The sequence below is a fragment of the Vibrio sp. MMH1-50 genome, assembly GCF_022347645.1.
Lineage (GTDB): Bacteria > Pseudomonadota > Gammaproteobacteria > Enterobacterales > Vibrionaceae > Vibrio > Vibrio harveyi.
In genome coordinates, this window is the sequence record NZ_JAKRGG010000001.1 from 190,328 (window position 1) to 209,698 (window position 19,371).

Below are 19,371 nucleotides of genomic sequence, written 5' to 3' on the forward strand. Positions count from 1 at the left end.
TAAATTTACAAGGATACGTTATGACTGCCGAAACTCCGGTAAAAGATGAAAACATCGTTTGGCATCAGCACTCGGTTGATAAACAGTTTCGTGCTGGATTAAAAAAGCAGAAGCCTGCGGTACTTTGGTTTACTGGGCTATCAGGTGCAGGTAAATCAACGGTGGCAGGCGCATTGGAAAATCGCTTAGCCGAATTGGGTTATCACACTTATTTGCTCGATGGCGACAATGTGCGCCATGGCTTGTGCAGCGATTTAGGCTTTTCTGAGCAAGACCGTCGCGAGAACATTCGCCGTATTGGTGAGTTAGCAAAACTGATGGCAGATGCGGGGTTGATTGTTTTGTCAGCGTTTATTTCTCCTCACCGCGCTGAGCGTCAATTGGTGCGTGATCTACTGCCTGAGGGTGAGTTTATTGAAGTGTTCGTCAATGCGTCTCTAGAAGTATGTGAAGGTCGCGATCCAAAAGGCTTGTACAAAAAAGCACGCGCAGGTGAAATCCCAAATTTCACCGGTATTGACTCAGAATACCAAGCACCAGCAAACCCAGAAATTGATTTGCCTGCGGGCGAAAAGAGTGTCGAAGAGCTGGTGGAGTTGTGTTTAATTGACCTTAAACAACGTGGAGTGATCCGATAAAAAAGCATTTGGATCATAGGTAGCCAAAAAGTCATTGAGCAGATAAAAGAGCTTTTGGATCATAGGTGACCAAAAGCTCTTTTTGCTGTACTAAACGGTGTGATTCACCGTAGGTTTTGCTTCACTATGAACGCTAAATCTCTGATTTAAAAGCGCTAACATCTGATCGTAATACTGGTTGTTAGGTTTATTTCCGAGCAGTTTACACAACTCATTACCTGTTGGGGTAAAGCGGTAGTACAACAGGCGCACGCCTTTCGTATTTACCTGCAGTGATAAGTTTTTACCTTGATAGGTGAGCATCAAAGGCGTTTCAATGCCAATTTCTCCGGACTCTAATTCAGTGCTGTGCAGCAGTCCCAATTCAATCAACACTAACAAGCTTGAATAAGGAAGCTGGAAGCTGCCCATATTAAGATTGCTAGTGGTATCGCGTTTGCCAAAGCTGAACATCCCGCCATGCGCTTTGTAGCCAATCAGCAGTTTGCGACTGGTATCTCCACCGAAGCTGCATGCCAGTGTGGCTGCCCGTTGCAGAGTCTGTGCTTCTCTCGGCGACATATCTTTAAGGACTTTAAGCGCTTTCATCGATGTTGAGCCGGGGTTGGTCACTTCGCGCTTCATGACTTGTGCCCACAACTTTTGCATTGAGCTGTTGTGGATGTCCTGAGCCATATCGAAAAAACGATACAACCAGTCTTGGTCAGGTTCACCTGCGGTCTCATCTCGACATGAGCTGTGCGCCAGTTTTAGGATCTGCTCTAAGTTCTTTTGTCTTTGCTCTTGGCGGCGTTGTTCACGCAATTGAGCGCGTTCTAGTGCGGTTTTAGCTGGAGGATCACTTTGCAACAATGCGTCTAACCCGTAGATTTGGGCAATGCTTTGAACACGGCTTGCACTGTCTTTAATGTAGCCAGACTTCTTTTCATGATGAGTATGTTTTTGTTGTGTGGGTTCGTGTTCGATAACAACAGGTTGCTTTGTTGGTTCTGCCATTTTATTTCCTACCAAGACTGGCGATTAGCGCTTGCTTAAATTTACACCTTTCCTGTTTTCTCGACCAGAGAGGCATGTCCGGATTTTGACAGAATAAGGACTATTCAAAATGATAATGAGTTGTTAAAATTGTTATCGTTATTTTGGAGGGGTGATGAAATATTCAGACGCAAGCAAACTGAGAAAACACCTGTCGATAGCGCTACTTTTGGTTTTGTATGTTGGCGTGTTAGCGTATTTATCTCGTTACATCGTATAAACAGCAGGCATAAAAAAGGCGCCGAACCGACGCCTAGTGTATTTATTTAATCAAGCAGACATTACATGTCATCGTAGGGTTCGATTGATGAGCCTTCAATCACGTAGGCAGTTTCTGCCAACTCATGTTCAATGGTCTCGGTTTTTAACGTTCCCACCACATAAATGACATCCCAAAGCTCCTGCACTGGGGCTCCTTTCGGGAATTTTACATAGATGATCTGATTTGGTGGTGGTGGCGGAACATGGATACAAGCGCCAAAATATGGCACCAGTAGGAATTCCGTCACCGTATTCGCATCACCTTCTAATGGGATGACAAAGCCCGGGATTTTCACTTTGCTGCCGTTAAGCTCAGGGCGAACATTACCAATCTTAGATTGAAGTGCCGCACCACCATTGTGGTCAGTGGCTGGCATGCCAACACTGTCGAACATCTTGCGCTCATTCTCTGGCACAAGATCAATCCAATCGAGCGTTAATGGTTCATCACTTGCCATTACTGGCGCAGTGAAGGAAATTAGTAGCAAACAGCTAGCGAGTATCTTTTTCCACATTTTTACTAAATCCTAATTGTCATTCCATCACTGAGCGATTGTCGGTAAGCGCGGAATGCTGGGATGAAGCCAATCACAATACCTGCACACTGTACAAAGCCAAGCAACATCCATTCATACGGCGACAGTGCCGTTAAGGTTAGGTGTATACCATAACTTTGTTGGATTATTGGTTGCAAGAGGGCAAGAATGGAATACAAGCCCGCAACACCAGTAATGATGCCTGCAAACGTCAGTAAACTCGCTTCACTGATCAGTAATGAGAAGACGTGTTTAGGTCTTGCCCCCATCGCACGCAGAATTGCCATTTCACGGCGGCGTTCTTGTAAGCTGGTCAGCAAGCTACTCAACATACCCAATAAACCTGCAACGACTACGAAGCCTGAGACTGCCATCAGTGCTTGTTCTGCAACCGACATCATGCCCCATAATTCATGCAGAGCGACGCCCGGCATGATGGCGCTAAGCGGCTCTTTCGGGTAAGTATTAATTTGTCTTTGCAGAGCAAAAGTCTGAATGCGTGATTTCAAGCCAACCAACATGGCAGTGATCTGTTTAGGTTGGAAGTCTCTGGCTTTGAGCTCAGCCGCACTTGGTGTCGGACCTAAGCGAGCTCCGCTTTCCCAACCGACGTGAATCGCTTCAATCGCTTCTAGAGAAACATGGACAGTTTTGTCCACCGGAGTGCCAGTAGGCGCAAGAATCCCCACCACTTTAAATGGCAAGTTATCGTGTCGACTGAAGCCGACATCACTGATGCCATGAGCAATGATGATCTCGCTACCAATCTTATAGCCAAGTTGTTTCGCAACATCAGAGCCAAGTACGGTTTCAAATAAGCCATTGAATTCTCTACCTTCAGAGAAGGTTAGTGGTTGCTTACTTCCGTACTTATAATGTTCGAAGTAGCTGTGGTTGGTCCCCATGACTCGAAAGCCTTTGTGTGAATCACCCAGCGAGATTGGAATCGCCCAATCTACGGCGCGGTGGTTAGCAAACTCTTGGTAGCTCTTCCAGTCAATGTTGTTTGTGGCATTACCAATTCTGAATACCGAGTACAACAATAGGTTCACTTGCCCTGAACGACCACCGACAATTAAGTCTGTACCAGAAATGGTGTTAGCGAAGCTGTCTTTTGCTTGGGTTCGAATGCGTTCTACACCCAATAGTAGAACAACAGAAATTGCGACTGTCATGATGGTGAGAATAGCAGTCGCCTTGCGGTTCATCAGGCTTTTCCAAGCGAGCTTTACAACTGCACTCATGATGCGGCTCCTAGGGTTTGCGCTTGATTGATTTCAGGCAGATTGAGTGTTCGGTCAAACAAGGACTCTAGCGTCGGGTCATGGCTGACAAAAACCAGTGTCGCGTTAGCAAGGTTGGCTTGTTCCATTAATAGTTCAATGAAAGCCTTACGGTTGTCATGATCCAATGCAGATGTCGGTTCATCGGCAATCACCAATTCAGGCTGACCGATCAAAGCGCGTGCGGCTGCGACACGTTGTTGCTGACCAATGCTGAGTTCTGATACTGGCTTGTCATGCAGTGCTTTTGGTAAACGTAAGCGCTCCAATAACGTCGTTGCTTGTTGCTCCAGTGATGCCGTAGAAGCATTTGGAGCAACGCGGTCGCGGCGAATTCTGCTGAATTGGCATGGAATTAAGACATTCTCAATCACATTTAGGTAAGGCAACAAATTGAATTGTTGGAAGATATAGCCAATGTGATCGGCGCGAAATTTGTCTCTTTGGCTTGCTCTTAGGCTGGCGATATCAGTGTCCAATACCGACAGTGAGCCAGATGTGAGTGTGTTGATGCCAGTTAACAAAGCAAGCAGAGTCGATTTACCACAGCCGCTAGGACCTTTGATAAAGACATGCTCGCCTTGAGCAATGTGAAGTTGCGGGATGTTAATGGTCGCGTTTTCTGAGCCGGGCCAGACAAACTGGGCGTTAGATAGCTCAACAACGTTTGACGTGGTTTCAGTCATAGTAAATCACCAAAGCAATGGCGTGTAAGTGGGTACTTACACGCCATATGAGTTATTTAATTGCGATCTTTGCGTTGTCTTTGCTTAGGTTAGTCGCAGACTGAGTGGTGTCAGTGAACAGGTTCACACTGATAGATTCCGTTGCTGGGAATTGCTTAAACCAAGTCGTATCGATGCTGTTTAGGTCTGCAACTGAATCACAGTGGTAGCGGTACTCTACGGTGAATTCACCATGACCACCGTGTTCATGGTCATGACCTTCGTGATGCTCATGACCGTCATGATCGTGGTGGTCATCATGCTCATCATGATCATGGTCTTTATGCTTGTCATGGTCATGTTTATCGTGATCATGCCCTTCGTGGTCGTGGTCGTGGTCGTGGTCGTGGTGATCATGACCTTCGTGTGACTCTTCTCCTAGCGTGTGAGCTACATGTACATCTTCAATTACACACTTTGCTTGCTGGTTGATAGCAAACAGTTTGTTCGTGTCTTTTAGAGCAGCAATAGCATTATTCAGTGCATTTTCTTGTTCTGCGTTTTCTGGTGCGTGCTCAAAGCCCACTACGTCAGCACCTGGAGACGTGATTTCGATCAGTAGGTCTTTACCGTCTTGAGCAATATTGAATTCTACGTGACCGTGCACGTGTGCTTCATGTTGACGGTATTCTTCAGCGTTAGCAGTAGCGGTTAGTGATAGACCGATAACAAGAGCTAGAGCGTGTTTAGATGGCATTTTCTTATCCTAATTTTGCTTAATTTTCTGATGTGGTTGCAGTTCAAATCGTGCGACTAGCAACCTTAATTTCTTATAAGGGGACTTCTTAAGTTTAAGCAAAAATAGGAGGTGCACGCGCAGTATAACGCACGTCGCTAAGGCTGAACTGTCGTTCTATGACATCAGAGTGTGCGGCGCGCTGGTAGGTTGGAGGGATTATCTCCGGTAACTGCTTGACCAAACCATGTTGTGCACCAGCAAACAGCTGGCAATGATGATGGCTATGATGTTCTGGGATGAGATCAAGTTGATGCGCGATGGTTGCAAAGTTCCAGGTAAGCAGCAGCGCAACACTGAGTAATATGACAGTGCGACGCCAATGATGTGTGGTGACTTGCCAACGAGAATGCATCTTAAAACCTGAAACGATACCTAGTGTTATAATATAACACCCATTTTCGTTAAAAGTTCACTCTTTTGTTCGTTTTGGGTAAATTATCTAGGTGAAATAAGAGCTTACGCTCAGGAAAATAGGGGGCTCTTTGCTTAAAGTGTGTAATGAGCGGAGAGCTGTATACCCAAGCATCTCGAGGTTACTTGGGTATATATCAACAGATCTAAATATTCTGTTTGATTAAGCCAAGCACTTGAGTGATTTCGTCAGGGGTTAATGCGCCCTCTTTTACAAACAAAATCTTACCTTGCTTATCTTGGACTACGATTGCTGAGCTTTCTTCTTGCAGTGCCCATGTGTTTGCCACAACACCGTTTTCATCCAGCACCATTGAAGACCAAGGGAATTCTTGTTTGCTGTCTTGCGCCGATGATTTTACAAATGAACCTGTTCCCCAAACAGCATCATCTTGGTTAATGATGGTAGTCGTTTGGTAAGCGTCTTCTGGGAATTTCGCTTCAGTTAGCGCTGTCATTAGTGGTGCGTTCATCGCTTTTGAGCTGCTGCGTCCTGCAATTGCATGAATGACACGAACTTTACCCAGCATGTTTTGAGTTGCCCAAGGCTGGTAAGCGACACCTTCGCCTTGCAGTACGATTTCACCATAAGCATCGACTTTTGCTGCGGGTACACTCTCACCAACAGATAGGTTATGAGCCAGAGCCAGACCCGGAGCAAGAGCGAGTAGAAGAGGGAGGAGAGTCTTAGTTTTCATGTTGTTATGTTCCATATAGGTTGTGAGACTCACCAAGTATATACGTACGGTGCATAAAAATGTAGAACCCGACATAACAATTATTTAACGTATGCCATCTAATAATGTTGCGTTCACGTTGGAATTTGATAGAATGAAGTTCGTCGCAAATTGCGCATAAAGGTTGCCAAGGAAAGAGCAATCGGTGTTTTCTCAAAAGGATGTTGAGGTTGGTTATGCTACGTGAGTTTGCTGTGTACCGTCCACGTCAGGTGGCGCGTTTCGTTAAGACTTTATTCAAAGGTCAATTCTCAATTGCAGGTATTGGTGAGTTCCGTTTTGACAACGGAAAAGTGCTATTACCTGATGTCAAAAATCCCAAGCAACTCTCTGTATTTAGAGAAGTAAACCAAGCGATTTTATCTCTTCCAGTTTGATGACAAGAATTGTAAAAGAGCGACTTTTGTCGCTCTTTTTCGTTGTGGTTAACTTTGTAGGCTTGGTGGGAAGCACACGCCCGTACCGCCTAAACCACAATAACCGTTAGGGTTCTTCGCTAGGTATTGCTGGTGGTAAGTTTCAGCAAAGTAATAAGGACCTGCTGCTTGGATCTCTGTAGTGATTGCTGAACGTTGATCTTCTTGCAGTGCTTGCTGATATTGAGCTTTTGATTTTTCAGCGGCATCTTGTTGTTCTTGAGAATAGGTGTAGATCGCTGAGCGGTATTGAGTACCCAAATCGTTGCCTTGACGCATACCTTGAGTTGGGTCGTGTTTTTCCCAGAATGCCGCAAGTAACTGCTCTACAGAAATTACCGCTTCATCGAATACGACACGAACAACTTCTGTGTGTCCGGTTTTTCCAGAGCAGACTTCTTCGTAAGTTGGATTTGGAGTATAACCGCCAGCGTAACCGACCGATGTTGAGATCACGCCATCGAGTTGCCAAAACAGGCGTTCAGCTCCCCAAAAGCATCCCATGCCAAACAAAATCTGTTGCTGGTTAGCTTGTGGCTGCGCCGTTAAACTCGATTGATTGACAAAATGAGTGTCGTCGATCTGCATTGATGCCTCTCTACCGGGCAGTGCATCTTCTATACTGATCATTGTCTGTTTGTTGAGCATGGTATTTGTCCTTTAATACGTGTCTTAATTTTGCGAAAAAATCTATTCAGTCTGAATATGATGTTGTGATGACATAGACCGCGTTAAACCTATTAATATTACAGACTTAGCCTTTATTTGGCGTTATTATTGTTTACGTTTATTTAACCTCGTCCAGCTAAAAAGCATGATAAGAAAAGCTACTCCGATCATTGTCAGCCTACTTGCCTTTTCTCATAGCGCTTATGCCGATGTTTCCTTAAAAATTAAAGGGATCGATGGTGCGCTAGAAGATAATGTGAACGCTTATTTGTCTTCCATTCCTGAAGACGATTATTCCACGTCTCTGCGTTTTCAGGCGCGATTGGAACAAAGTATCACTGAAGCGCTCAATGCGCTCGGCTATTATCATGCGAAAATTTCATACACTATTACGAAAGATAATGATGAATTGATCGTCAATGTCCAACCGGGTGAGCCTGTAAGGGTGAAACTGATGGATGTGGTGATTTCAGGTGAGGCAAACCAAGACGAAGCATTCGTTAAGCTTCTTGAAAAATCACCATTAAAGGTAGGACGCATCTTAAATCAAGGTGAATACGACAGCTTGAAATCAAGTATTCGTAACTTAGCGTTGCAACGTGGTTACTTTAATGGAGATTTCACTTTAAGCCGTCTTGAGGTGGTTCCCGAACTTAACGAAGCGAATGTGCGTCTTCATTATGACAGTGGTATCCGTTATCACTTTGGTTCGGTGGAGATTTTTGGAAGTCAGATTTGGGAAGACCGTGTTGAGTCTCTGCGTCCATTTAAAACTGGTGAACCTTATTTGGTTTCAGAAGTTGGGGAATACAACCAAAACCTGTCTAATACCGATTGGTTTTCGTCAGTATTTGTTGAGCCAGATTTAAGTAAGCTAGACGATGGTCGCGAGCTGCCAATCAAAGTCTCACTTGCCCCTGCAGCGAAAAACCAACTTGAGACTGGTATTGGTTATTCGACCGATACGGGTGTTCGCGGTACGCTGAAATGGAAAAAACCGTGGGTAAGCGCACGTGGTCATAGTTTTGATACTGCTCTTTCTCTTTCCAAGCCTGAACAAACTATCACAGCAGGCTACAAAATCCCTCTTGATGACGTTCTACACGAATACTACCAATTGCAGTTTGGTCTCAAGCATCTTGATAACCGAGATACCGAAAGTTTGGAATCGAATCTTGCGGTAGAACGCCACTGGATCACCGACGGTGGCTGGCATAAGACTTTGTATGTTCGCCACCTGTACGAAAACTTCTCGCAAGGTTTGCAAGAAGATGGTGTGCAATTTGTCTTGCCTGGTGCTTCTTTTTCTCGAACCCGAACCCGTGGTGGCAATATGCCAATGTGGGGGGATAAGCAGAGTGTGACCGTTGAATATGGCGATACTGCTTTGCTGTCAGAAACACGAGTACTGCGCTTGTTAGGGCGCACATCTTGGATTCGCGGTATTGGCCAAAACCACCGTGGTTTGTTCCGTTTAGAGGGCGGTGCCAACATTACGGATGAATTTGAAAAACTATCGCCATCACTACGTTTCTTTGCTGGTGGTGATAACAACATTCGTGGTTATGGCTATGAGTCTATCTCACCGAAAGATGCCAGTGGTGCATTGACGGGTGCTAAGTATATGGTGACCAGCACCCTTGAATATCAATACCGTGTCTACGGCAACTGGTGGGGCGCTGCTTTCTACGATATTGGTGATGCATTTAATGAAACCCCAGAATGGAAGGCTGGTGCGGGTGTTGGTATCCGCTGGGCGTCACCGGTTGGTCCGGTGAGCTTTGACTTTGCTTGGGGGCTCGACTCCGAGCCTGATCCAGAATTCCGCATTCACTTCTCGTTGGGGCCTGAACTATGATCAAAACAACTCTGAAGTGGACGAAATGGCTCTCAATCGGTCTGCTGAGTCTATTATTGCTGCTGACGGTTTTTGTTGGCACATTACTTTTCACCCATCCGGGTTTAAAACTTGCGCTGTGGGGGGCAGAGAAAGCCTTACCGCAACTCAAAGTGGAAGAAGTTCAAGGTTCGCTTTTTCCGCGTTTTGCTTTACGTAACGTCAGCTTTGTCGATGAATCCTTACATGTCGATGCTAAGGTTGAAAGCGTAACGCTTGCTATCAACTTCCGTTGCTTCTTCGATCCGAAAGTGTGTGTCGATGAGTTGGCACTGCAAGGGGTGAACTTTCAGATGCCAGAGCTCCCTCCGGCATCTGACGAGCCTGAAGAAGACACGCCACCATTGCGCTCTATCAGTACGCCAGTGCCTATTTTTGTCAATAAAGTCAGCTTTAATGATATCAATCTGAATATCTTGGGGAATAAGATTGATTGGCAAGATTTTTCAACCGCATTATCAATGCAAGGTGATCGTTTGGTGATTGCCCCTACGGCATTGAAAACCATTAATGTGGCACTTGCACCAAGTGAAGAGGGTGTGGAACAGCCGCCAGTTCAAGACACTAAAACGAACCATCAAGCTCAAGTTGAGCAAGACGCGGAAGTCCAGTCGTCAACATCGGTCAATTCAGACGCGTCTAAAAAGCCATCGCAGCAAGGTGCAGAAAATGTTGCTGCTAACAAAGGTTCAAAGCCTGATGAACAGAAGTTAGATGTTAAGCCTGAATCAAATGGTATCGCTCTACCTGAAGTCTGGATTCCGCTCACTATTGAAGCACAGCGCCTCGATATTCATGACTTTAAGTTGGCTGGCGACACACCGGTTATCGTTCATCATTTAGGGTTAGAAGCCAAAGCGGGTGGTGACCAAGTTGATGTCAAAACCCTTGAGCTTGACATGCCAGAAGTGAAAGGGCAGTTAAGCACTCAAGTGACATTATCAGGTGACTACCCAATTCAAGCCCAAATTGACGCATTGGTTAAACAAGCGGATGTAAAAGGTCAGAAATTGTCACTGACGGCATCTGGCTCGGTTGGTGATTTATCACTGGATGCCACGTTATCTGATTTGGTGAAAGCCAAGATTCAGGGGCAAATTCAACCTCTTAAGTCTGAGTTGCCGTTTGATATCAAATTGAAAGATGTTGAGGCGCAATGGCCATTGAGTGGTAAGAGTGATTACCAAGTATCGGTCCCGAGTCTTGCAGCGAAAGGCTCTTTACAAGGTTACACGGTTGCCTTGGAAACTAAGGCGTCTGGTAAAGATATTCCAGCAGTTGATGTGGTGTTAAACGGAAAAGGTACTTTAGAACAGATTGACTTAGGCAGCTTAGTTGTCAAAACGCTGGGTGGTGAGCTTGCAGGTAAAGTCATGGCGAATTGGGCTGCACCTATCAACTGGCAAGCCGATCTGAACTTAAAAAATATTCAACCGGGCTTACAGTGGGAAGAAGCGGAAGGCGATATCAGTGGCAGCTTGTCGACGTCGGGGTCATTAACCGCACAAGGTGGCTGGCAAGTGAGTCTACCTAAATTGGATATTGACGGTATTTTACGTGGCTACCCTTTGCATATCGAAGGTCAATTAGAAGCCTCAGATAAGAACGGTAAAGGTGAAGATATTCAATTGAACACGCAAGGTTTAGCTTTGTCACATGGTCCCAACTCTTTGCGAGCAAAGGGTAAAATCGACAAACAAATCTTGATGGATGTTGATGTTAATTTCCCTGATTTTGCGAAAAGCGTACCGGATCTTGCTGGTAAGATGAATGGTACGGTTGCTCTTCGCGGCAGTTTGAAACAGCCGGACATTAATTTAGATCTCGCGCTGAACCAGCTGAATTGGCAGCAGCAAGCCAAGGTGGAAACCATCACTCTAAAAGGGGATGTTACACCACTGCCTGCGCCAAAAGCCGATGTTAGCCTAATTGCGAAGAACATCACCTACGACGACATTAAAATTGACAGTGCAGATTTGGAAGTGAGTGGCGATGAAAAGCTACACCAACTGACACTCGACGTGGTTTCAGACATTGTTTCGAGCAGTTTAGAGATCGAAGGCACCTTTAAGCAAAAGCCAGAAATGATTTGGGATGGTGCACTACGCCGCTTAACGCTGAGCACGCCTCAAGGTCCATGGGCATTGCAAAAGTCGACGGCAGTCAAAGTGAACATCGACAAGCAGATTGCTGATGTGCAAGCACACTGTTGGTTACAGTCGAAATCAAGCGTGTGTTTAAGTGAAGACATCAGCGTTGGTAAAAGCGGTGAAGCGAAGTTAGCCATTACTAACTTTGACTTCGACCAAATCAAACAATTCTTACCGCCAGAAACCAAACTGCAAGGTTCTGTGAACGCGAATGCTTTCGCGAAATGGGCGCCAGACATGAAACCGGAAGTCACGGTGAATGTCGATATGCCAAAAGGTCAGGTAGAACAAACGCTAGAACAACCAGTGAAAGTCGGTTGGGAAAGTGTGAGTTTTAAAGCCAAGTTGGCACAAGATAAGCTAGATGCTGAGTGGTTGCTTGATGTAACGGATAACGGTGATTTGTCTGGTAAAGTCGCCCTGAATGATGTGTCGTCCGAGAAGCCGACGATTGACGGTAAGGTGTCGCTATCGACATTCCACTTGGACTTCTTAGCGCCCTTGATTGGCGAATACAGCCTGTTTAAAGCCAACATGAACACTGACCTTGCTCTATCTGGTGATGTAATGCATCCAAAGGTGAATGGTCAGTTCTTGATTGATCAAATGAAACTGCAAGGTGAAGTCACGCCAATTGATATCAATTCAGGACAAGTGGCGATTAACTTTAAAGGTCATCAAGCTGATTTAGATGCTGGGATCATTACGCCAGATGGCAAGCTAGAGATTAAAGGCGATGCTGATTGGCGTGACCTAGAAAATTGGCACACTAAGGCTCGTGTGTTCGCTGAAGAGCTTAAAGTGGATATGCCACCGATGGTGAGAATCAAAGTCAAACCGGATATGACTATTGATGTGACGCCTCAACTTGCCAAGGTCGAAGGCAGTATTAATCTACCTTGGGGACGTATCTTAATTGATGAACTGCCACCAAGTGCGGTTGGTGTTTCAAGCGACACAGTTATTTTGAACAAAGACATGCAGCCTGTTGATGGTGAGCAAGCGTTGCCGTTTAACGTTGAAACCAACATTAACATCAAAATCGGCGATGATTTCCAGTTGTCTGCGTTTGGTCTAAAAGGTGACTTGCAAGGTAACCTCAACGTGACGCAAAAAGACAAAGGTCCGTTTATTGTCGGTGAGGTGAACATCATTGACGGTTCTTATCGCTCATTTGGGCAAGACTTGGTCATCCAAGAAGGTAAGATCATGATGAATGGACCAGCGGATCAGCCTTATGTCTCGATCAAAGCGATTCGTAATCCGGACAACACGCAAGATGATGTGACAGCGGGTGTACGTGTGACTGGTCCTGCAAGTGATCCTACGGTGGAAATCTTCTCTGATCCGGCAATGCCGCAAGCGAATGCACTTTCTTACCTGTTGCGAGGTCAAGATATCGATGCAGAATCGGGCGGTAATGCGATGACAACGACCCTTATTGGCTTGAGTTTAGCGAAGAGCGGTAAAGTCGTAGGCGAAATCGGTGAAGCCTTTGGCGTACAAGATCTGCAACTGGATACAGCAGGCTCAGGTGACGATTCTCAAGTAACGGTGAGCGGCTATATTCTTCCTGGTTTACAGGTGAAATATGGTGTGGGTATCTTTACCTCATTAGGTGAGTTCACAGTGCGTTATCGTTTGATGAAAGACTTGTACCTAGAGGCAGTTTCAGGTGTTGATAGTGCTGTTGACCTGCTCTATCAATTCGAATTCAACTAAACTTAGCTTGTAAGCAGAAGGAGCGGCTATGCAACATTTAGTGTTTGTGTATGGAACTTTGCGCAAAGGAGAGTGCAATCATCACTTTTTAAGCACTGCTGAGTTTCTTGGTCATCATGAAACAGATGCCCAATTCGCTCTGTATGATTTAGGTCCTTACCCGGCTTTGTCGGTCGGACAAAATGCGATACAGGGCGAAGTTTATTTGATTGATAATGACACGCTGCAGGAACTTGATAAGTTAGAAGACGTACCGGTTGAGTATCGTCGAGAAAGCATTACTACACCTTTTGGGCAAGCTTGGATCTACTTGTATCAAGACACTGAGCAGTTGAGTGAAGAGATTGCATCTGGTGATTGGTGTCAGAGAGTGTGAACCATACTCCGCGAGTACGCGTAAGCATTTGTAGTGAAAGTGTATGACTGTCGAATGAGTACTCGATAAAGGGGTATGAAAGTGAGTTTCCGACGGTCTTTTGTATAAGCCCAAGGAGAACTTATGAGATCCATCATCATCGGCGCCATGCTGCTTTTTCTCACCGCTTGTGCGCAAACAAGGTTACCAGATTCAGTGAACGTAACAGATTGGCAGGACTTCGGTAAGCAATCTGCTCTCGATGGTCTGATTGAATTATCGGAAGACCGTATCGTCAAGCTTGATGATACAAATCGTGCTACACCGGAACTGATCATGGCTTATCAATCTGGTTACCAAGAAGGTAAAAAAGAGTACTGTGAGCAAAGTGCTTATATGCTTGGCGTACGAGATATGCCTTACTTTGGCATTTGTGATGATATTGACCCGTTTTTCAAACAAAATTATGAATCGGGTCGAACTTCTACCGCTGGCGAGTATTAGTCAAAACGATATAACAGAAAAGAGCTGCTAATTTGCAGCTCTTTTGCTTTCTGGCGTTCGCAATTACTTGTTTTGCGCACGCTCGTAAGATTCTAGGATTTCTGCTTTTGCGGCAGCCACATCTGCCCAACCATCCACTTTCACCCACTTACCTGCTTCAAGCTCTTTGTAACGTTCAAAAAACTGTGTGATTTGGGCTTTGAGTAGCTCTGGAATATCGTCAACATCTTGAATGCCTTCGTACTCTTTTGAGATTTTAGAGTGCGGTACAGCGAAGACTTTCGCATCTTCACCGGATTCATCCGTCATCTTCAATACACCGACTGGACGGCAGCGAATCACAGAACCTGGCATTAATGGGTAAGGGGTCGGAACCAGTACGTCCACTGGGTCGCCATCTAGAGAAAGGGTGTTGTTCACATAGCCGTAGTTACATGGGTAGAACATTGGCGCAGACATGAAACGGTCGACAAATACAGCACCAGTGTCTTTATCTACTTCGTATTTGATTGGATCCGCATTAGCTGGGATTTCAATAACGACATAGATATCTTCAGGCAAAGATTTACCTGCTGGTACGTTGTTTAAGCTCATTTGAATATTCCTTTTCATTGAGGATTAAGCGTTGAAAGGCTTAATCTGGCTAACATTTACGCAGTTCACTTTAACGACAAAAACGCGGCAGGTAAACACCTGCCGCGTTGGACAAAGGTCTGAAATTAGTCTTCTTCGCGATTCAGCTCAAGAAACTCTTCGACTTTGTTGACCATGTTCTTTGAACCCACAAAGAAAGGCACACGCTGGTGCAGTTCGGTAGGTTTCAAATCCATAATGCGGTTTACACCGTCAGATGCCAGACCGCCAGCTTGCTCAATCAAGAATGCCATTGGGTTGCACTCGTACAACAGACGCAGTTTGCCTTGAGGGTGGCTTTGCGTGCTTGGGTACAAGTAAATGCCGCCTTTAAGCAGGTTACGATGGAAGTCCGCAACCAGTGAGCCGATGTAGCGAGAAGTGTATGGGCGACCATCTTCAGGCACATTCTCCTGACAGTACTTGATGTACTTCTTCACGCCCTGCGGGAAGCGGATGTAGTTACCTTCGTTGATCGAGTAGATGTTGCCGTCTTCTGGGATCATCATGTTTTCATGAGATAGACAGAAGCTGCCAATCGATGGGTCGTAAGTGAAGCCGTTTACGCCATTACCTGTGGTGTAAACCAACATAGTAGATGAGCCGTAAATCACGTAGCCCGCTGCCACTTGTTTGTGACCAGGCTGTAGGAAGTCTTCTTCTGTTGGTGGGGTACCAATAGGAGAAACTCGACGGTAAATAGAGAAAATCGTACCGACTGATACGTTCACATCGATGTTTGATGAGCCATCGAGTGGGTCCATTAGTACAACGTATTTTGCGTTTTGGTTGAGTTCTTTGTTGAACGCAACCGCTTCATCTTCTTCTTCACTTGCAACGCCACACACTTGGTCACGTGCTTCGAGTGCTGCTTTGAACTTGTCGTTCGCGTATACATCAAGCTTTTGCTGATCTTCGCCTTGTACGTTTTCCGTACCTACAGCGCCGGTGATATCACCAAGACCTGCCGCGTTAATTTCACGGTTAACAATTTTTGCAGCTAAACGAATGGAAGCTAAGAGAGATGAAAGATCACCGCTAGCGTGGGGGAAATCCGCTTGTTTCTCAACAATGAATTCGCCTAGGGTGCGCAGTCCTGACATGGTTTATCCTTACATTTTTCATTTCGTTGGGGGTGTCGCGCAATGGGGTCATCTCTTTATGGATGTTAAACGATTGCGCTAGATGTAAGTTTATGACGTGGATCTTATTAATGGTAATGAAGTAACCGACTGAGATCTCAATTTATTTGTCTTATTGCATAAGAAGTCTGTCACTTGGTTAATGCTTGGTCAGTCAGTGCTAAGCCCTGTCAGATTTGTGAAAGAGACTGCAAGAACACAGCGAAAGGCTCTCGCTTTTCTGGTGGTTATCACGATAATGAAAGGATTAAAGAACGCATTACAAGGTTAAGTTTATGCACATTCATATCTTGGGTATCTGCGGCACGTTTATGGGCGGTGCGGCAATTTTAGCGCGTCAGCTAGGTCATAAAGTGACGGGTTCGGATGCCAATGTTTATCCACCAATGAGTACCCTGTTGGAGTCTCAAGGTATTGAAATTATTGAAGGCTTTGACCCTTCTCAACTTGACCCTCAACCAGATCTTGTGGTGATTGGTAACGCGATGAGCCGTGGTAACCCATGTGTTGAGCATGTGCTGAATACCAATATGCGTTACACCTCTGGCCCACAATGGTTACAAGAGTTCTTATTGCACGATCGCTGGGTTCTAGCGGTATCGGGTACCCATGGTAAAACCACCACTTCAAGTATGTTGGCGTGGATCTTAGAAGATTGCGGTTACCAACCAGGTTTTCTTGTTGGTGGTGTGTTAGGTAACTTCGGTGTGTCAGCTCGCTTGGGTGAAAGTATGTTCTTCGTCGTCGAAGCTGACGAATATGACAGTGCTTTTTTCGACAAACGATCTAAGTTTGTTCATTATCACCCACGCACACTGATCATGAATAATCTTGAGTTCGATCATGCAGACATCTTTGACGATCTAGAGGCGATAAAGCGTCAATTCCATCATTTGGTGCGTACTGTTCCGGGGAACGGTTTGATCTTGGCACCGAAGCAAGATCAGTCGTTGCAAGATGTGATCGAGCGCGGTTGTTGGACTGAAAAGCAGTTCTCAGGTGTCGATGGTGGTTGGCAAGCACACAAACTGGTTGTTGATGGCTCGAAATTTGAAGTGTCGCTGCAAGGCGAGAAAGTAGGCGTCGTAGATTGGGAGCTTGTTGGTGACCACAACGTGGATAACGCTTTGATGGCCATCGCAGCTGCACGTCATGTCGGTGTGGCACCAGAACTGGCTTGTCAGGCTCTCGGTCGCTTTATTAACACCAAACGTCGCTTGGAGCTCAAAGGAGAAGAGCAAGGCGTGACGGTTTATGATGATTTTGCTCATCATCCAACGGCGATTGAACTGACATTGGGCGGTTTACGTAACAAGGTTGGCGAAAAACGTATCCTTGCCGTTTTAGAGCCTCGCTCTGCGACGATGAAGCGCGGCGTTCACAAAAATACTTTGGCGGCTTCATTGCACAATGCTGATGAGGTGTTCCTCTTCCAACCAGACAACATTGATTGGTCGGTACAAGAGATTGCAGACCAGTGTAAACAACCTGCTTTTGTGGATGCAGATATGGACAGCTTTGTCGCAAAAATCGTAGAGCAAGCGCAGCCGGGTGACCAAATCCTCGTGATGAGTAACGGTGGCTTTGGTGGTATCCACGGCAAGCTTCTGCAACAACTTAAACATAAAGCTTAATGACATCTATGCAGCAAAAAGTAACCCCTAAAAAAGCCATCACATTGGCACTAACGGGCGCCTCTGGTGCTCCATATGGGCTTCGTCTTCTTGAATGCCTAGTTGCCGCAGATTACCACGTGTATGTGCTGATCTCTTCGGCTGCACGTGTAGTAATGGCAACCGAGCATGATCTGAAATTACCAAGCGGCCCTGAAGCGGCACAAAAGGCGTTAGTTGAGCATCTCAACTGCAATCCAGATAACATCACCGTTTGTGGCAAAGACGATTGGTTCTCTCCGGTAGCATCGGGCTCTGCTGCACCAAAGCAAATGGTAGTGTGCCCATGTTCTGCGGGGAGTGTTGCGGCCATTGCACATGGCATGTCGGATAACTTGATTGAACGCGCTGCGGATGTGGTAATGAAAGAGCGCGGACAGTTATTACTTGTGGTGCGTGAAACGCCTTTCTCTACGCTGCATCTTGAAAACATGCACAAGCTCTCTCAGATGGGCGTCACCATTATGCCTGCGGCTCCTGGTTTTTATCATCAACCAAAGAGTATTGAAGACTTAGTGGATTTTATGGTGGCGAGAATTCTTGATCACTTGGGCATTGAGCAAGGCTTGGTGCCACGTTGGGGTTATGACCAACGTTGATTGTGTAATCAATAAAAGACCTTTACAATCCATCCAACTCATCGGGGAGCAAACCCATTTGGCATTGACCTTATCAATACCATTGGGTGCTGAGACCTAATCGCTTAACGTTGTTGAGCAAACAGGGACCCGTATTACCTGAACCAGATAATGCTGGCGTAGGAATTGAGTCTGGATATTGGAAGTCCTAGATACCGCCTCAACCCTGTGCCGCTCAACTCATGTTTACTAATGCAAATGGAGAGCGAGCAGTGAAAACCACTCTTAGTCTGATTGCCCTTGCAGCCATCACTTCTACTTCAGCGTTTGCCGCTGAAAACACCCTAACTGTCTACACTTACGACTCTTTCGCTGCCGATTGGGGACCTGGTCCTAAAGTTGAAAAAGCGTTCGAAGCCAAATGCGGTTGCGACGTTAATTTCGTTGCTCTGGATGACGGTGTTTCAATCCTTAACCGCCTTCGCTTGGAAGGAAACAATAGCAAAGCGGATATCGTGTTAGGTTTGGATAACAACCTGATGGCGGAAGCGAAAAAGACTGGGCTTCTGGCTGAGCACAATGTTGATACATCGAAGACGACCTTGCCTAATGGTTGGGATGATAAGACCTTCGTACCGTACGATTACGGCTACTTTGCGTTTGTGTACAACAAGGATAAGTTGGCGAATCCTCCAAAAAGCATGAAAGAGCTAGTGGAAGAGCGTGATGATCTGAAAGTGATTTACCAAGACCCTCGTACTTCGACGCCGGGTCAAGGTTTGATGCTGTGGATGAAGTCCATCTACGGCGATGATGCGACTCAAGCGTGGAAGCAACTGGCAACGAAAACAGTTACGGTTACGAAAGGCTGGTCAGAAGCTTACTCGATGTTTTTGAACGGTGAGTCCGATCTCGTGCTGTCTTACACGACTTCTCCCGCGTACCATTTGATTGCAGAAGATGATGCGAAATATGCGAGCGCAGATTTTTCTGAAGGTCACTACATGCAAGTAGAAGTAGCGGCTAAGGTTAAAGGCTCAAAGAATGCGGAACTTGCTGATGAGTTTATGAATTTCATCTTGAGTGATGAGTTCCAATCGGCAATGCCAACAGGCAACTGGATGTACCCAGTGACTGACGTTGAATTACCAAAAGGCTTTGAAACCTTAAGCGTACCAAGTAAACCATTGAGCTTCAGTGCAGACGAAGTAGCAAAAATGCGCAAGACTTGGATTCGTGAATGGCAAAGCGCATTGACGTTCTAAGA

The 19,371-nt window shown here is 45.7% G+C and carries 19 protein-coding genes; 9 read left to right on the forward strand and 10 right to left on the reverse strand.

Going from position 1 to position 19,371, the window contains the following annotated elements; translation table 11 throughout:
- Nucleotides 1–20: 20 nt before the first annotated feature.
- The gene (gene cysC, locus MHO32_RS00940) at nucleotides 21–638 is read left to right on the forward strand and encodes an adenylyl-sulfate kinase (protein ID WP_005450533.1); all 618 of its coding nucleotides are present in this window, start codon (nucleotides 21–23) and stop codon (nucleotides 636–638) included.
- Nucleotides 639–728: 90 nt separating this feature from the next.
- On the opposite strand, the gene MHO32_RS00945 is transcribed toward cysC, so the two are convergent.
- From MHO32_RS00945 to MHO32_RS00975, 7 genes are all read right to left on the reverse strand, one after another.
- The gene (locus MHO32_RS00945; protein WP_009698869.1) at nucleotides 729–1,634 is read right to left on the reverse strand and encodes a TIGR03899 family protein; all 906 of its coding nucleotides are present in this window, start codon (nucleotides 1,632–1,634) and stop codon (nucleotides 729–731) included.
- 320 nt (nucleotides 1,635–1,954) lie between these two features.
- The gene (locus MHO32_RS00950; RefSeq protein WP_005450528.1) at nucleotides 1,955–2,449 is read right to left on the reverse strand and encodes a DUF3299 domain-containing protein; all 495 of its coding nucleotides are present in this window, start codon (nucleotides 2,447–2,449) and stop codon (nucleotides 1,955–1,957) included.
- Between the two features lie 5 nt (nucleotides 2,450–2,454).
- A complete protein-coding gene (locus MHO32_RS00955; protein WP_005450526.1) occupies nucleotides 2,455–3,714 on the reverse strand; it encodes an ABC transporter permease in 1,260 nt (419 codons plus the stop codon).
- Complete coding sequence (locus MHO32_RS00960) at nucleotides 3,711–4,439, reverse strand: ABC transporter ATP-binding protein (protein ID WP_009698868.1); 729 nt, start codon at nucleotides 4,437–4,439, stop codon at nucleotides 3,711–3,713. Before MHO32_RS00960 ends, MHO32_RS00955 begins: the two co-directional genes overlap by 4 nt.
- A gap of 52 nt (nucleotides 4,440–4,491) precedes the next feature.
- Entirely contained in the window at nucleotides 4,492–5,175 is a 684-nt protein-coding gene (gene zrgA, locus MHO32_RS00965) for a zinc uptake protein ZrgA (protein ID WP_239210524.1), read from the reverse strand.
- A 94-nt stretch (nucleotides 5,176–5,269) separates the two neighbouring features.
- Entirely contained in the window at nucleotides 5,270–5,569 is a 300-nt protein-coding gene (locus MHO32_RS00970) for a DUF2607 family protein (protein WP_005450520.1), read from the reverse strand.
- 205 nt (nucleotides 5,570–5,774) lie between these two features.
- Nucleotides 5,775–6,326, reverse strand: coding sequence for a YtfJ family protein (locus MHO32_RS00975; protein ID WP_005450518.1), 552 nt, complete (start codon nucleotides 6,324–6,326; stop codon nucleotides 5,775–5,777).
- A 215-nt stretch (nucleotides 6,327–6,541) separates the two neighbouring features.
- On the opposite strand from MHO32_RS00975, the gene MHO32_RS00980 reads away from it, so the two are divergent.
- The gene (locus MHO32_RS00980) at nucleotides 6,542–6,742 is read left to right on the forward strand and encodes a DUF1107 domain-containing protein (RefSeq protein ID WP_005450516.1); all 201 of its coding nucleotides are present in this window, start codon (nucleotides 6,542–6,544) and stop codon (nucleotides 6,740–6,742) included.
- A 48-nt stretch (nucleotides 6,743–6,790) separates the two neighbouring features.
- Here MHO32_RS00980 and msrA read toward each other — a convergent pair whose 3' ends face one another.
- Entirely contained in the window at nucleotides 6,791–7,429 is a 639-nt protein-coding gene (gene msrA, locus MHO32_RS00985; RefSeq protein ID WP_017817246.1) for a peptide-methionine (S)-S-oxide reductase MsrA, read from the reverse strand.
- Between the two features lie 166 nt (nucleotides 7,430–7,595).
- Between msrA and tamA the strand changes: the two genes are divergently transcribed.
- The 4 genes from tamA (at nucleotide 7,596) to MHO32_RS01005 (ending at nucleotide 14,078) form a co-directional block, all read left to right on the forward strand.
- Nucleotides 7,596–9,308 carry an autotransporter assembly complex protein TamA gene (gene tamA / locus MHO32_RS00990; RefSeq protein ID WP_009698863.1) on the forward strand — a complete coding sequence of 571 codons (1,713 nt, stop codon included), beginning with the start codon at nucleotides 7,596–7,598 and terminating at the stop codon, nucleotides 9,306–9,308.
- Nucleotides 9,305–13,219 (forward strand): autotransporter assembly complex protein TamB, encoded by a 3,915-nt coding sequence (gene tamB, locus MHO32_RS00995; RefSeq protein WP_239210525.1) that lies wholly within the window; start codon nucleotides 9,305–9,307, stop codon nucleotides 13,217–13,219. Before tamA ends, tamB begins: the two co-directional genes overlap by 4 nt.
- Before the next feature lie 28 nt (nucleotides 13,220–13,247).
- Nucleotides 13,248–13,595 (forward strand): gamma-glutamylcyclotransferase family protein, encoded by a 348-nt coding sequence (locus MHO32_RS01000; RefSeq protein WP_005450512.1) that lies wholly within the window; start codon nucleotides 13,248–13,250, stop codon nucleotides 13,593–13,595.
- A 123-nt stretch (nucleotides 13,596–13,718) separates the two neighbouring features.
- Nucleotides 13,719–14,078, forward strand: coding sequence for a DUF2799 domain-containing protein (locus MHO32_RS01005; RefSeq protein ID WP_005450511.1), 360 nt, complete (start codon nucleotides 13,719–13,721; stop codon nucleotides 14,076–14,078).
- A gap of 63 nt (nucleotides 14,079–14,141) precedes the next feature.
- Here MHO32_RS01005 and ppa read toward each other — a convergent pair whose 3' ends face one another.
- A complete protein-coding gene (ppa, locus tag MHO32_RS01010; protein ID WP_009698861.1) occupies nucleotides 14,142–14,672 on the reverse strand; it encodes an inorganic diphosphatase in 531 nt (176 codons plus the stop codon).
- Nucleotides 14,673–14,797: 125 nt separating this feature from the next.
- On the reverse strand, nucleotides 14,798–15,814 hold the full coding sequence (fbp, locus tag MHO32_RS01015) for a class 1 fructose-bisphosphatase (RefSeq protein ID WP_005450509.1): 1,017 nt from the start codon (nucleotides 15,812–15,814) through the stop codon (nucleotides 14,798–14,800).
- Nucleotides 15,815–16,128: 314 nt separating this feature from the next.
- Here fbp and mpl point away from each other — a divergent pair, with 314 nt between their 5' ends.
- The 3 genes from mpl to thiB all read left to right on the forward strand — a co-directional run bounded on the left by mpl (nucleotide 16,129) and on the right by thiB (nucleotide 19,369).
- Nucleotides 16,129–17,487 (forward strand): UDP-N-acetylmuramate:L-alanyl-gamma-D-glutamyl-meso-diaminopimelate ligase, encoded by a 1,359-nt coding sequence (mpl, locus tag MHO32_RS01020; RefSeq protein ID WP_239210526.1) that lies wholly within the window; start codon nucleotides 16,129–16,131, stop codon nucleotides 17,485–17,487.
- Entirely contained in the window at nucleotides 17,487–18,125 is a 639-nt protein-coding gene (locus MHO32_RS01025; RefSeq protein ID WP_005450501.1) for a flavin prenyltransferase UbiX, read from the forward strand. Before mpl ends, MHO32_RS01025 begins: the two co-directional genes overlap by 1 nt.
- A 251-nt stretch (nucleotides 18,126–18,376) precedes the next feature.
- Complete coding sequence (gene thiB, locus MHO32_RS01030) at nucleotides 18,377–19,369, forward strand: thiamine ABC transporter substrate binding subunit (protein ID WP_050937100.1); 993 nt, start codon at nucleotides 18,377–18,379, stop codon at nucleotides 19,367–19,369.
- The last annotated feature ends 2 nt before the right edge of the window (nucleotides 19,370–19,371 follow it).